Raw genomic sequence first — 13,430 nt, forward strand, 5'->3', positions numbered from 1 at the left:
TATGGGCCCGACATGAGCGATGATGACCTGCCCGCCCCCGACCAGGCGCCGGGCGCCCCCCATCCGCGCGAGACGCGGCACTTGTTCGGCCAGGACGTGGCCGAGGCGGATTTCCTGTCGTCCTTCGCCACCGGCCGGATGCATCATGGCTGGCTGCTGACCGGCCCCGAGGGGGTCGGCAAGGCGACACTGGCCTGGCGCATCGCGCGCTTCCTGCTGGCCACGCCGCCGGCGGAGGAGGACGGGCTGTTCGGTGCCCCGCCGCCGCCGAAGACGCTCGACATCGACCCGGAACACCCGGTGGCGCGGCGCATCCTCGCCGGGGCCGATCCGGGGCTGGCCACCATCACCCGCAGCGCCAACGACCAGGGTCGCCTGCGCGAGCAGATCGTGGTCGAGGACGTCCGGCGCCTGTCGCGCTTCTTCGGCCTGTCCTCGGCCGATGGCGGGCGCCGCGTGGTGATCGTGGATGCCGCGGATGAAATGAACACCTCGGCCGCCAATGCGCTTCTGAAGATGCTCGAAGAGCCGCCGGCGCGCACCACCCTCCTGCTGGTCTCGCATCAGCCGACGCGGCTTCTGCCGACGATCCGATCCCGCTGCCGGGTGCTGCGGCTGCAACCGCTGGGGCCCGACGACATGGCGCGTGCGCTGGAACAGGCCGGCGCCGAGCTGCCCCCGGACACCGCCGCGCTGTCGGCTCTGGCCGCCGGGTCGGTCGGGGCCGCGCTGCGGCTGCTCGCGCTCGACGGGCTGGGGCAATACGACAGGTTGGTTGCCTTGCTGGGCCCCCTGCCCCGGCTCGATCGTCCCGCGGCCCTGAAACTTGCCGACAGCGCCGCCGGCCGGGGCGCGGCCGAAAGTTTCGACCTGCTGCTCACGCTCGTCGACATCCTGCTGTCCCGCCTCGCCCGCACCGGCGCCACCGGCACCCCGCCCGAACCGCAGGCCGCCCGGAACGAGGCCGAGATTCTCGCCCGCCTCGCCCCCGATCCGCACAAAGCGCGGGCCTGGGCGGCGCTGGCTGCCACCGTCAGCGCCCGGGGCCGTCACGGACAGGCGGTCAACCTTGACCCCGCCGCGCTGGTGCTGGATACCGTCTTCAAGATTCAGGAGACTGCCGCGGGCTGAGCCCCGCACAACCGACCGATACGGCGCGGGCCTCTCCCGCGCCACAGACCACGACCGTGCGGACACGCCCGCACAACTGACAAAGAAGGAGCGGGACCCCCGTGCCAAGGGTTCTTCCATGACCGACGCGCCGACGATCACCGACAGCCATTGCCATCTCGACTTTCCCGACTTCGATGGCGAGCTGGAGGCGCTGCTGGACCGCGCCCGCGCGGCCGGTGTGCGCCGCATGGTCACGATCTGCACCCGCCTGCGCAACGAACCGGCCGTCCGCGCCATCGCCGAGGCGCACGACCCGATCTTCTACGCTGCCGGCACCCACCCGATGTCCGCCGCCGAAGAGCCGATGGCCTCGGTCGACGAGCTGGTGTCGCTGGCGAAACACCCGAAATTCGTGGGCATCGGCGAGACCGGGCTGGACTACCATTACACCGCCGAAAGCGCCGATGTGCAGCAACGATCCCTGCGCATCCACATTGCCGCCGCGCGCGAAACCGGCCTCCCGCTAATCATCCACGCCCGCGCCGCCGACGATGACATGGCGCAGATCCTGACCGAGGAATACCGCAACGGCGCCTATTCCTGCGTGATGCACTGCTTCTCCTCCGGCGCCGAACTTGCGAAGGCCGCGTTGGATCTTGGCTTTTACCTGTCGATGTCCGGCATCACTGCCTTCCCCAAGAGCCAGGAGCTGCGCGACATCTTTGCCGCGGCGCCGCTGGATCGCATTCTGGTCGAGACCGACGCGCCCTATCTCGCGCCGCCCCCGCATCGCGGCAAGCGGAACGAGCCGGCCTTCTCGGCGCTCACCGCACAGAAGGGGGCCGAGGTCTTCGGGCTGGACTATGCCGCCTTCGCCGCCCGGCTCGAGGCGAATTTCGACCGGCTCTTCGCCAAGGCCGCGGGCTACCGGGCGGCCGCCTGATGGATCAGTTCCGCTACACGATCCTGGGCTGCGGCTCTTCCGGCGGCGTGCCGCGGCTGGGCGGGCACTGGGGCGATTGCGACCCCGAGAACCCGCGCAACGTCCGCCGCCGCTGTTCGATGCTGGTTGAACGCGACGGGCCCGAGGGCACGACCACCGTGCTGATCGACACCTCGCCCGACCTGCGCAGCCAGCTGCTGGACACAGGCACCGGGCGGCTGGACGCGGTGGTCTATACCCATGGCCATGCCGACCACGTGCACGGGATCGACGATCTGCGTATGATCGTCTTCAACATGCGCGCGCGCCTTCCGGTCTGGGCGGATGGCGACACGCAGAACGACCTCGTCTCGCGCTTCGGCTATGCCTTCACGCAGCCGGCCGGATCGCCCTATCCGCCGATCCTGGACCTCAACACCATCGACGGCCCCTTCGAGATCGACGGCCCCGGCGGTCCGATCCCGTTCCAGCCCTTCAAGGTCGGCCACGGCTCGATCGAGGCGCTGGGGTTCCGCATCGGCCGGCTCGCCTACCTGCCCGACGTGGTCGAGATCTACGATGCCGCCTGGCCCTACCTTCAGGACTTGGATTGCTGGATCGTCGACGCGCTGCGCCGCACGCCGCATCCGACCCATGCGCATCTGGCGATGACGCTGGACTGGATCGAGCGGGTCAAACCCGCCGAGGCCATCCTGACCAACCTTCACGTGGACCTGGATTATGCCGCCCTGGAGGCCGAGACCCCGGATCACGTCCATCCTGCCCATGACGGCCTGGTACGCGTCCTGCCCGTTCATGACTGACCAAATTCCGGCGCCAGCCGCATCGGGGGCACCGTGTTCCAGACATTGATCGAGGTGATCCTCCCCGTCTTCGTGGTGATCGGGGCGGGATACGGTCTGACCCGGGCCGGGTATTTCCAGCAGGCGCATATCGAGGGGATCATGCGCTTTTCCCAGGGCTTCGCGATCCCCTGCCTGCTGTTCAATGCCATCGCCCATATCGATCTGGGCGAGTCTTTCGACCCTGCGCTGCTGGGCAGCTTCTACTCGGCGGCGGCGCTGTGCTTCTTTGCAGGGCTGTTTGGCGCGCGGCTGATCTTTGACCGCGAGTGGGAGGACTCGGTTGCCATCGGCTTTTGCTGCCTGTTCTCGAACTCGGTCCTGCTGGGCCTGCCGATCACCGAACGCGCCTATGGTCCTGATGCGCTGACAGGCAACTACGCGATCATCGCCTTCCACGCGCCCTTCTGCTACGCGCTCGGCATCACCACGATGGAGATCATCCGCAACAGCGGCACGCCCGGCCCGGCCTTCGTCCGCGCGATCCTGGCGGCGATGTTCAAGAATGCGCTGATCATCGCCATCGTGCTGGGCTTTGCCGTGAACATCTCCGGCGTCACGCTGCCGGCGGTGGCCGAGGACGCGCTTGGCCTGATCGTGCGGGCGGGTCTTCCCGCAGCGCTCTTCGCGCTCGGCGGGGTGCTGGTGCAATACAGGCCCGAGGGCGACCTGCGGACCATCGCCTTCGTCTGTTCGGTCTCGCTGCTGCTGCACCCGGCGCTGGTCTGGCTCCTGGGATCGGTCACCGCCCTGCGCGAGGATCTCTTCCGCTCGGCTGTCCTGAACGCCGCGATGGCGCCGGGCTTCAATGCCTACATCTTTGCCAATCTCTACGGACGGGCCAAGCGCGTGGCGGCTTCCTCGGTGTTGCTGGCCACGGGCCTGTCGCTCTTCTCCGTATGGATGTGGCTGCTGCTTCTGGGTTAGGCCGGTTCGCCGATCTGGCCCCAGTGGCGCGCGATCGGCAACCTGAGAGTTCGCCCTGTCATCATCCTTGCCGGTGCGGCGCCGGCGCGCCCTCGCTCCGCCGTGCCCTCAGTCGGCATGGGGCGACATAAGACCAGGCACCGGCCCCATGTCTCCCGCCCGCGGCCAACCTCGGGGGATGGGGTGCAGCCTCCGCCCCACCCGCGACAGATCACGCGCCCACTGCTCTCCCCCGATCCTGACCCAGGCCACGGGCGCACCACCACCGGCAAGGGCGCGGCGCGGCCGCTCAGCTGGCCTGGTAGGAGGTCAGGACGGCATCGCGAAGATCGCGCAGGTAGACCCCCTGCCCCGCATCGGGCGCCAGCACCCCCGACGAGACGTCCTGCTGCTCGGCCACGTTGCTCAACAGCACCATGAGGCAATCGAGTGACTGCCGCAGCAGGTCCACGTCCTGCATCGCAGCCTGATGCGACATGTCATCCGGCGGCAACTTGGTCACCAGGTCTCCCATGACCTCATCCACGTTGGCGGCAATGGCTGACAGGCGCGCAAGCTCGTTCGAAATGTTGCGCAGGGTGACATCCAGCGGGATCCTGGTCATGGTGTTTTCTCCTGTTGGCCGTTTCAAAGCTTGCCGACGACGCGCTCGATACCGGCCTTCAGGGCCTCGGGCGAAAACGGTTTCTTGATGTAATTGTTCATGCCCAGCTTGTTGCCGCGTTCCATCAGCCCGGCATCGGTGGAACCGGTGATCAGGATGAAGCCGATCCTCTGGGTGGTGCGCCCCTTGCGCAGACCCTCCAGCAGGCCCAGCCCATCCATTCCGGGCATGTTGTAATCGGAAATGACCAGGTGAACCGGTCGCGCGGCCAGCTTGCGCAGCGCGGATTCTCCGTCGACGCAGTAATCCACGTGCTGGATTCCCATCCAGTCCAGCGCCTGAAGGATGAGGCCGCGGCTGACTGACATGTCGTCGACGACCATGACGTGAAGTTTGTCTTTGATGCCCATGGGGTCCTCGATTGGATCGCCCTGATGATCGGATCAGGATTCGGGTTCAGGTTTTCAGGTATTGCGTGGTCCCGGCCAGTTTCAGCCCCGACGTGGCCGGTCCCGAGACACGTTCGGAATGCCCGACGAAGAGGTGTCCGCCAGGAGAGAGGATCTGCGCGAAACGGGTCCAAAGCTTGGCCTGTGTCTCGGCGTCGAAATAGATCACCACGTTGCGGCAGAAGATGACGTCGAACGGACCGCGCATCGGCCAGTCGCGGATCAGGTTCAGCTCGGCAAAGGTCACCAGCGACTGCAGCGCGGAGTTGGCCTGCCACATGTTGCCTTCGGCCGGACGCGCGTCGAAAAACTTCTTGAGCCGGTCGGGCGACACATGCGCCTTGTCCAGATCGCGATAAATTCCGGCGCGGCCGGTTTGGACCATGTTCGCGTCGATGTCGGTCGCCAGGATCCGCACATCGTGGCGACGAATGTCCGGGCAGGCTTCCAGCAGGCTGATCGCGATCGAATAGGGCTCCTGTCCGCTCGAACAGCCGGCAGACCACAGGCGCACACGCTCGCCGCGCCGGGCCTTTTCGACCAGGACCGGCAGGATGTCGTTTTTCAGAGCCTCGAAGTGATGCCCCTCGCGGAAGAAATTCGTCACGTTGGTGGTCAGCAGGCAAACCATCTCGCGCCGCTCATCCGCGCTGCCGCCACTTTCCAGAAGATCGCAATACCGCTTGAAATCCGGCAGCCTCAGTTCCCGCAGACGCCGCGACAGGCGCGACACGGCAAGGCTCTTCTTGCTTTCGGACAGCACGATGCCGCATTCGCCGTGCAGGATGGCGGCGAGGCGCTTGAACGACGCCTCGTCGATCCCCGGATCTCTGGAGCCGAAGCCCTCAGTGGTGTGACGTGTCGCGGTCATCAGAACTCGACCGAAGCGGCGGGCAGCACCCGGGACAGGTCCAGCTTACGGATCATCTCGCCGTTCACGATGACCACACCCGAGATGAAGGATTTCACCGTATCGGCCACGATGTCCGGCACCGGCTGGATGTCATCCTCCTGCACGGTGATGATGTCCGACACCACCTCGGCCAGAATGCCGATGGTCTGCGACTGCACGACGGTGATGATGATCACGTGCCGCGGCCCCGGGTCTGTCACGCCAAGGCCCAGCCGGGCCGAAAGATCGACCACCGGCACGACCGAGCCGCGCAGGTTGATCACGCCCTTCACATAGGATTGGGCATGCGGCAGTACCGTCGTCGCGGTCCATCCGCGGATTTCGCGCACCGACATGATGTCAAAGCAGAAATCCTGGTCGGCGACTCGAAAGGCCACCACTTCCTGCTCCAGGCGTGTCTTGGGTTCTGCAAGGTCGGACATGGTCACCTCATGAGTTGCATGGTGGGATCGGACGGGATGGAGACATCCCGGACGATACTGTCAGGATCGATGATCAGCGCGATACGCCCGTCTCCAAGAATGGTTGCCGCGGCGATGCCGTCGATCCGGCGGTAGTTGGTCTCGAGGCTCTTGATGACGACCTGGCGCTGATCCTGGATATTGTCCACGATCAGGGCGCAGCGACGGTCATTCTCGGTCTCGATCAGCAGAAGCACCTGGTCGCCCAGATCCTCCGGTTCGTCCCGGAACTGGAAGCTCGCGCCCAGGTCCACGATCGGCACCAGCGAATCCCGGTTCTTCAGCACCCGCCCCTGTGCGCCGATCCGGTGGATCGCCACCGTGCGGGGCTGCAGCGTTTCCTGGATCGCCGTGATCGGTACAACCATGGTCTGCCCGGCCACGTCGATCACCATGCCTTCCATCACCGCCAGCGTCAGCGGCAGCGAAATGGCAAAGGTCGTGCCTTCCCCGGCGGTAGAGGTGATCGCCACGCGACCGCCAAGCGCCTGGATCTCGCTGCGTGCAACGTCCAGGCCCACGCCGCGGCCCGACAGTTCGGACACCTCGGCCTTCGAGGAAAAGCCCGGCATGAACAGTAGGTTGTCGATCTCGCTCGGCTGCAGCTCGGCATCCTCGGCGACCAGTCCCTTGTCGCGCGCGATCTCCAGCACGCGGGGTCGGTTGATACCGCCGCCGTCGTCCGACACGTCGATCACCACGCGGCCGGACCGGTGCGCAGCCGACAGGATAACGGTACCTTCCGGGTTCTTGCCGTTGGCGATCCGGGTCTCGGTATCCTCCAGCCCGTGGTCCACCGCGTTGCGGATCATGTGCGTCAACGGATCCACCAACCGTTCGATCACGGTCTTGTCGACCTCGGTGTATTCCCCGCGGGTGACGAAATGCACCCGTTTGCCGGTGGCCGAGGCCGCCTCGCGCACGATGCGCGCCATGCGCTGGAACATCGGCTTGACCGGCTGGGCCCGGATGGCCATCACGCCTTCCTGGATTTCGCCCGCCAGCTGCTTGAGACTTTCGAGGCCGGTCGAGACATCGTTCTCCGACGGAAGATCCAGCACGGCGATCGACTGCGACAGCATCGCCTCCTTGATGACGAGCTCTCCGACAAGGTTGATCAGCTTGTCGACACGTTCAAGGTCGACACGGATCGTGGCCCCGCCGCCGCGTTGTTTTTCCTGCTTTTCCTTTGGTTCCTTGGTGTCCTTCACCTGCTTGGCCGGAGCTTTCGCGGGCGGCGGGGCAGCGTCGGCCGAGGCCTCCCCGTGGTTGGCCCCGAGATCACCGCTGTCCTCCGACGCCCCCGCCGGCGCATCACCATCTTCGGCGATGTCAGGCGTCTCCGCCGGGGGCTCCGGAAAAGGGACGGACTCCTCCGCCCCGAGGTCCGGCAGGCTGTAGGGTTCGGCACCTTCTGCCGGTTCAAGCGCGGTGATGGTGATCTCGCAGCAATCCTCGACGAACTCGAAGACCTCCTCGAGCGTGACCTCGTCGACTTCGGTCTCGATCCGCAGGGTCCAGGACAGAAGGCAGGTGGCCGGGTCCAGCTCCTCGAGCGGCGGCACCTCGCTGCTGTCGCATGTGACGTCCAGCGTGCCAAGCTTCTCGAGCGATCGGAACAGCAGCAGTGGTTCGTTGCCCGAGCCGAAGAGTTCGGGATGTGCCGTGAAGGCGATCACGTAGCCGGCGGGCAGCGGCGGGGCGCTCAGGTCCAGCATGCCGAAATCCAGCGTCGTCGGCTCGAAATCCGGCAGCTCCTCCGCCTCGGACGGGTCGAACCCGATCACTTCGTTCAGCTTTTCGCCCAGGGCTGCGGCGGTCTCCTGCGCGACCTCCTCATCGTCACGCGCGGCGGCGACGAGGTCAGACAAGTGATCCCCGCAATGCTTGAACAGCTCGAGCACCTCGTAATCGGCCTCGATCTCGCCAGAGCGAACCTTTTCAAGCGCGGTCTCGAAATGGTGGGCAAACCCCACCAGACCGTCGAGGCCGAAGGCCCCGGCCCCGCCCTTGATCGAATGGACCGCGCGAAAGACCGCGTGGATCGTCTCGCTGTCATGGGTTTCATTCGCGATCTGGTCAAAGCCGTCATGCATGGCTTCGAGCAGTTCTTCGCATTCCTCGAAGAAGGAATCGCGAAAGTCGTCAGCGCCTCCGCCCTTCATCAGCTACCTCCCGAAATGGCGACCCGTTCGATAGCCCAGACGAGCTTTTCTTCATCGAAGGGTTTCACGATCCAGCCGGTGGCACCCGCGGCGCGGGCCCTGGCCTTGAGTTCCGGGGCACTTTCGGTGGTCAGCACGAGGATCGGCACCAGCCGGTCCACATGCAGCCGCCGCAGCGCCTCGATAAAGCCGAGCCCGTCGAGGCGCGGCATGTTCACGTCGGTGATCACCACGTCGGGGCCGAAGCTTTCGTAATGACGCAGCCCGTCCTCGCCATCTTCGGCGAGATCGACCTCGAAACCGGCGCGGGTCAGGGCCGCGTCGAGCAGGTTTCGCATGGTGCGGGAATCATCTACCGCGAGAATGCGCAGGCTCATTGAGGCTCTCCCGTTTCGTGAAGAATGCCGATGTCTTCCGGGCTGACCCCCAGAAGGCGGCAGGCATCGGTCATGTCCTGGCTTGGCGCGTCCATCTCGAATGGATGGCCATCCGCCTGCCATTGTCGTCGCGCCGACAGCAGAAGCTGCAACGTCAGCGCGCCGCAGAAGGTCACCGCCCCGGCATCGAGCCGGATGGCCGCTCCGCGCGCCTCCGCAAGCTCACGGGCCAGGGCGTCGGCGGCCGGACTGTCGAGACGCGGTGCCAGTGTCAGAGTTGAGCTCATCTCCCAATTCCCTTTCCGTGGAAAACCCGGCGGCGCACCCGTCCCGCCGCATCAGATGCCAATGTCTCCTGGACGGTTGCGGTCCGCCGCATGTCGTGGCGAAGACCGGTCGCGCCCGTTGCGGACGGATCCGCGGCGCAAGGCCCAGCACCCGGGCTGGCGCCCGGGGCTTTGCCCTGTAAACGGCCCGGCTGCAGACGCTCCGGCCGGGCATGTTCCGCAGGCCGGGCGGGCCGGCACTGCGCTTCATCTGTGGCGAAATCACCCAACTCAAGGCTGCGCGCGGTCATGAAGGCTCCTGCAATGCGATCCAGTTCCCGGAGGAAGCGACAGTCGCCAGACCGCACTCGAATCCGGTGGTGCCCCTATCGCTACCCGCATCCGCTGAAGCGAAAGTTAATCGCCGTGAGACCCCGTACCGCAAAAGCCGAAAAGTTTAGGCGACCCGTTCCGCGCGGCGGATCGGGGCAGAGGCTTCCTTAACCTTTGGCGGCTATCGAACGGGGACCGGGCGCAGTGTCGTGTCCGGACCGAGGAAGGAGGTTGTCATGAAACAGATCGCGGTTCAGACCGCTCATGTCGTTCTGATCGACCCCACCTCGAAACGGTCACACCGTATCGCGCGAGCCATCGGCCGAGATCACCGGCTCAGCCTGCTTGCCTGCTGCAAACGGTTCGAGGATGCCTATAACCTGACCGAAGCACAGCAGCCCGCCATTGTCGCCATCGCGTCCGATTTGCTGTCGGATCCGGGCTTTCCCATGTACAAGGCCCTGCTCGACGGGCTCAAGATACGCGCGACGATACTATGCCCACCGGGCGGCGACGTGCGCAGGTACGCCCGTATGGGTCGGGTTATCGAGCTTGACGGCGACGCCGACTGCGACGCCCTGACCGAGGCCCTTCACGATGGCCTTCTGCCCGCCGTGCCCGTGCACGGCCCCGCAGAGGCCAAGCGCCGGGGTCCGGGTAAGATCGTGGTCATCGGCGCCTCGACCGGCGGGGTCGAAGCGCTGAGCACCGTGTTGTCGCATTTTCCCGCAGATTGTCCGCCGACACTGGTGGTGCAGCATATCGGGCATGATTTCGTGGCGGGATTCGCGCGGCGCCTGAACCGGATCTGCCGCGCAAGCGTGGCCGAGGCCGTCGATGGCGCACCGATTGCTTCGGGCCAGGTGCTGGTTGCGCCGGGCCAGCCCGCGCACCTTACAATTGCGCCCCGCGCCACCACTTGCCGGCTGACCCCCACCGAGCCGGTTTCGGGGCATCGCCCCTCGGTCGATGCGCTCTTCAGCTCGGCGGCGCGCCTCGGCAGCTCGATCGTTGCCGTCCTGTTGACCGGCATGGGCCGCGACGGCGCCGACGGCATGCTGCAGATCCGCCAGGCCGGCGGCCACACCATCGCCCAGGACGAAGCGACAAGCGTCGTCTACGGCATGCCCCGCGTCGCCTTCGAGCTTGGCGGCGTGACAGAGAAACTCCCCATCGAGCGCATCGGCCCTGCGCTTCTGCAGGCCGCCGACCACCTGGAGAAAGGACGCGCCATATGAGCATGCAACCCCGTGAAGAGCTGGTTCACGTCATCCAGGGGCAGTTCCGGATCGCGGACAAGCCGAACCAGATCCTGTCCACACTTCTGGGCTCCTGCGTTGCGGCCTGCATGCGGGATCCGGTCCTGGGGATCGGAGGGATGAACCACTTCCTGCTGCCCGGCAATGACCCGAATTCGACGAACAACGTCAAATACGGGGCCCATTCCATGGAGCAGCTGGTCAACGGCCTGCTGCGACGGGGCGCCCTGCGCGAACGGATCGAGGCACAGCTGTTCGGCGGCGCCAACATCGTTGCGGGCCTGACCAAGATCGGCGATTCGAACTGCCTTTTCGCCCGGCAATTCATGCGGGACGAAGGCTTTCGCCTGGTGCGCGAGGATCTCGGGGGCACGCGCGGGCGCAAGATCCGCTTCAAACCCTCGACCGGCCAGGTCCTGGTGGAGCCGATCGACGCGCTGGCCGCCGACACCGCAACCCGCAGCCCCGCCCGCAAGCTGCCCAACGTGAAGTCGGGCGAAGTCGACCTGTTCTGACAAGAACCCGGCCTTTTAGTCAAACGCCCCCGGGGCAACCGGATGTTAGGAGATTTCCGGCTGTCTCGACCCGGCCCCGCCCACCATGGCGGCCGCTATTTCAGATGTTCCGGAGAGACACATGTTTCGCTCGCTTTCGATCCGCATGAAGATGCTTCTTCTCGTCCTGTGCACAGGAACCCTGTCCATGTTCGCGCTCTCCGCGCTGCTGACCTGGAACCTGGCCGACGTCGTCAAGGACGAGATACGGCGCGCAGAGGATTCGGCCATCAATGTGGTCAGCGACGAATTGTTCGAGGCCTATAGCGAGGCGGGGCTGTCATTCGAACGGGCCGGAAACGGCGATGTGCGGGGCGTGATCTGGCAAGCGATCCCGGACTTCACCACTCATGAAGCCGTCGACAGCGTCGCGTCGCTCAGCAATGTCATCGTCTCGGTCCTGCGTCTGAATGAGGCCACCGGCACGTTCACCCGCGTCTCCGGATCGATGGACGACGAGACCGGACAACGCCCCGAAGGCACACGGATGGAGGAGGTCAACGCCGAGACGTTCCGGGCGCTCCCCTCCGGCGAGACCGTATCGGCAAAGGTCACGATCTGGGACCAGCGATACGACGCTCTTCTGATCCCGATCCGGACGCCGTCGGGCAAACTGATCGGTGCGCTCGAGGCGGCCGTGCCCCAAACCTTCCTGACCGCTATCCTGTCAAAGAAGCTCCTGATCTGTGTGGCTCTGACGCTTTTGCTCACGGTCGGCAGTGTCAGCCTGCTGCTGGTGATGATCCCGCGCCTTCTGAAACCGATCGAAAACGTCAATTCGGCGATGAAGCTGGTGTCCGAGGGCAAGCAGGACGTGAAGATCCCGCACCAGGACCTTCCGGATGCCGTCGGTGACATTGCACGCAACCTAGATGCCTTCAGCGAGGCGCTGCGCCAGAACGAGGAAGCGCGCGACACGCAGATGAAGGAGCAGGAAGCTGCCATCGAGCGCGCGCGCAAGCAGACCGAGACCCAGAAACGCGTGGTCGGGGAACTGACAGATGCGTTGCAGCGCATGGCACGTGGCGACCTGAGCCAGGTCATCGGCAGCCCGGCCCATGATCCCTTCCCCGGTGAGTACGACGGCCTGCGCGTCAGTTACAACGAGGTGCTGGACCATCTCGGCACCGCGATGAGCGATGTGCTGGCTGCCGCCGGCAACGTGCGCACCGGCGCGACCGAGATCGACCAGGCCGCCGGCGATCTGGCCTCGCGCGCCGAAACCCAGGCCGCCACGCTGGAGGAATCCGCCGCCGCGCTGAACCAGTTGTCGGAAAGCGTGCGGCGCACCTCCGACCGCGCCGAAAAGGCCGAAACCTCGGGCCGCAGCACCCGGGAACAGGCCGAAAGCGGCGCCCAGGTTATGCGTGACGCGATCGGCGCGATGCGCCAGATCGAACAATCCAGCGAGAATGTCACCCGGATCATCGGCGTGATCGACGACATCGCCTTCCAGACCAACCTGCTGGCGCTGAACGCCGGGGTCGAGGCCGCGCGCGCCGGCGAAGCGGGCAAGGGCTTTGCCGTCGTCGCATCCGAAGTGCGGGCGCTGGCGCAGCGGGCCTCGGAATCCGCACGTGAAATCAAGACGCTGATCGCCGAGAGCACCTCGCAGGTCGAAGAAGGCAGCCGGCTGGTGGTGACCACGGGCGAGCGGCTGGACGACATCCTGACACGCGCCAAGGAGATGCAGGACCTCATGTCCGAGATCGCCGCGGCCGCGCGGGAACAGGCCTCGGGCCTCAATGAGATCTCGGGCGGGGTCAACCAGCTGGACAGCGTGACCCAGCAGAACGCGGCCATGGCCGAGGAGACCAATGCCGCGGCTGGCTCGCTGTCGAACACGTCTGAAGAACTGGTCGGCATCCTGTCGAAATTCAAGCTGCAGAACGGGACGTCCGGTGGCGTCAGCTTTGCCGCGCCCCCGGCTGCCCCGTCGAGGCAGAAGCCAATGTTCGAGGAACCAGGCTTCGACAGCACCGACAGTTTCGAGCCCCCGAAGCCCGCGCGGAAACCCAAGGTGGTTGAACCGGTCGAGGAAGATGAACCGGAAAGCACCGGCAACTGGGCCGCCGACGCGGCGAAACAGAACAGCTTCAAGGATAGCGCGCGGTCTGCTGCATCGGGGTTCGAAGGCTTTTGAAGCGTCCTGAGGCGGATTGGCCTGTTGGCCCGTAGCACGGAACGGGCCGCCCCGGCCCCGTAATAAATCGGTCGCGCCCCT

The 13,430-nt window shown here is 65.9% G+C and carries 14 protein-coding genes; 7 read left to right on the plus strand and 7 right to left on the minus strand.

Annotated features, from left to right (window positions below):
* Positions 1–12: 12 nt before the first annotated feature.
* The 4 genes from ATO3_RS09825 to ATO3_RS09840 all read left to right on the plus strand — a co-directional run bounded on the left by ATO3_RS09825 (position 13) and on the right by ATO3_RS09840 (position 3,825).
* A complete protein-coding gene (locus tag ATO3_RS09825) occupies positions 13–1,131 on the plus strand; it encodes a DNA polymerase III subunit delta' (RefSeq protein WP_088649669.1) in 1,119 nt (372 codons plus the stop codon).
* A gap of 118 nt (positions 1,132–1,249) precedes the next feature.
* A complete protein-coding gene (locus ATO3_RS09830; RefSeq protein ID WP_088649670.1) occupies positions 1,250–2,056 on the plus strand; it encodes a TatD family hydrolase in 807 nt (268 codons plus the stop codon).
* Positions 2,056–2,859, plus strand: a complete 804-nt coding sequence (locus ATO3_RS09835; protein WP_088649671.1) for an MBL fold metallo-hydrolase — start codon at positions 2,056–2,058, stop codon at positions 2,857–2,859. Before ATO3_RS09830 ends, ATO3_RS09835 begins: the two co-directional genes overlap by 1 nt.
* Positions 2,860–2,892: 33 nt before the next feature.
* Positions 2,893–3,825 (plus strand): AEC family transporter, encoded by a 933-nt coding sequence (locus ATO3_RS09840; protein WP_088649672.1) that lies wholly within the window; start codon positions 2,893–2,895, stop codon positions 3,823–3,825.
* A gap of 289 nt (positions 3,826–4,114) precedes the next feature.
* Here ATO3_RS09840 and ATO3_RS09845 read toward each other — a convergent pair whose 3' ends face one another.
* From ATO3_RS09845 to ATO3_RS09875, 7 genes are read right to left on the minus strand one after another with little or no spacing between them, the layout of a single operon-like run.
* Positions 4,115–4,429, minus strand: coding sequence for a hypothetical protein (locus ATO3_RS09845; protein ID WP_088649673.1), 315 nt, complete (start codon positions 4,427–4,429; stop codon positions 4,115–4,117).
* 23 nt (positions 4,430–4,452) lie between these two features.
* Positions 4,453–4,839, minus strand: coding sequence for a response regulator (locus ATO3_RS09850; protein WP_088649674.1), 387 nt, complete (start codon positions 4,837–4,839; stop codon positions 4,453–4,455).
* 46 nt (positions 4,840–4,885) lie between these two features.
* A complete protein-coding gene (locus tag ATO3_RS09855) occupies positions 4,886–5,749 on the minus strand; it encodes a CheR family methyltransferase (RefSeq protein ID WP_088649675.1) in 864 nt (287 codons plus the stop codon).
* Entirely contained in the window at positions 5,749–6,213 is a 465-nt protein-coding gene (locus ATO3_RS09860) for a chemotaxis protein CheW (protein WP_088649676.1), read from the minus strand. Before ATO3_RS09860 ends, ATO3_RS09855 begins: the two co-directional genes overlap by 1 nt.
* A 2-nt stretch (positions 6,214–6,215) precedes the next feature.
* Positions 6,216–8,417, minus strand: a complete 2,202-nt coding sequence (locus ATO3_RS09865) for a chemotaxis protein CheA (RefSeq protein ID WP_088649677.1) — start codon at positions 8,415–8,417, stop codon at positions 6,216–6,218.
* A complete protein-coding gene (locus ATO3_RS09870; RefSeq protein ID WP_088649678.1) occupies positions 8,417–8,794 on the minus strand; it encodes a response regulator in 378 nt (125 codons plus the stop codon). The genes ATO3_RS09865 and ATO3_RS09870 overlap by 1 nt, the downstream gene beginning before the upstream one ends.
* The gene (locus ATO3_RS09875) at positions 8,791–9,081 is read right to left on the minus strand and encodes an STAS domain-containing protein (RefSeq protein ID WP_088649679.1); all 291 of its coding nucleotides are present in this window, start codon (positions 9,079–9,081) and stop codon (positions 8,791–8,793) included. The genes ATO3_RS09870 and ATO3_RS09875 overlap by 4 nt, the downstream gene beginning before the upstream one ends.
* A gap of 548 nt (positions 9,082–9,629) precedes the next feature.
* Here ATO3_RS09875 and ATO3_RS09880 point away from each other — a divergent pair.
* The 3 genes from ATO3_RS09880 (at position 9,630) to ATO3_RS09890 (ending at position 13,349) form a co-directional block, all read left to right on the plus strand.
* Complete coding sequence (locus ATO3_RS09880; protein ID WP_088649680.1) at positions 9,630–10,631, plus strand: CheB methylesterase domain-containing protein; 1,002 nt, start codon at positions 9,630–9,632, stop codon at positions 10,629–10,631.
* A complete protein-coding gene (locus tag ATO3_RS09885) occupies positions 10,628–11,167 on the plus strand; it encodes a chemotaxis protein CheD (RefSeq protein WP_088649681.1) in 540 nt (179 codons plus the stop codon). Before ATO3_RS09880 ends, ATO3_RS09885 begins: the two co-directional genes overlap by 4 nt.
* Positions 11,168–11,288: 121 nt before the next feature.
* The gene (locus ATO3_RS09890; protein ID WP_158217933.1) at positions 11,289–13,349 is read left to right on the plus strand and encodes a methyl-accepting chemotaxis protein; all 2,061 of its coding nucleotides are present in this window, start codon (positions 11,289–11,291) and stop codon (positions 13,347–13,349) included.
* Positions 13,350–13,430 lie beyond the last annotated feature (81 nt).

It is taken from the genome of Marinibacterium profundimaris (genome assembly GCF_002210095.1).
Lineage (GTDB): Bacteria > Pseudomonadota > Alphaproteobacteria > Rhodobacterales > Rhodobacteraceae > Marinibacterium > Marinibacterium profundimaris.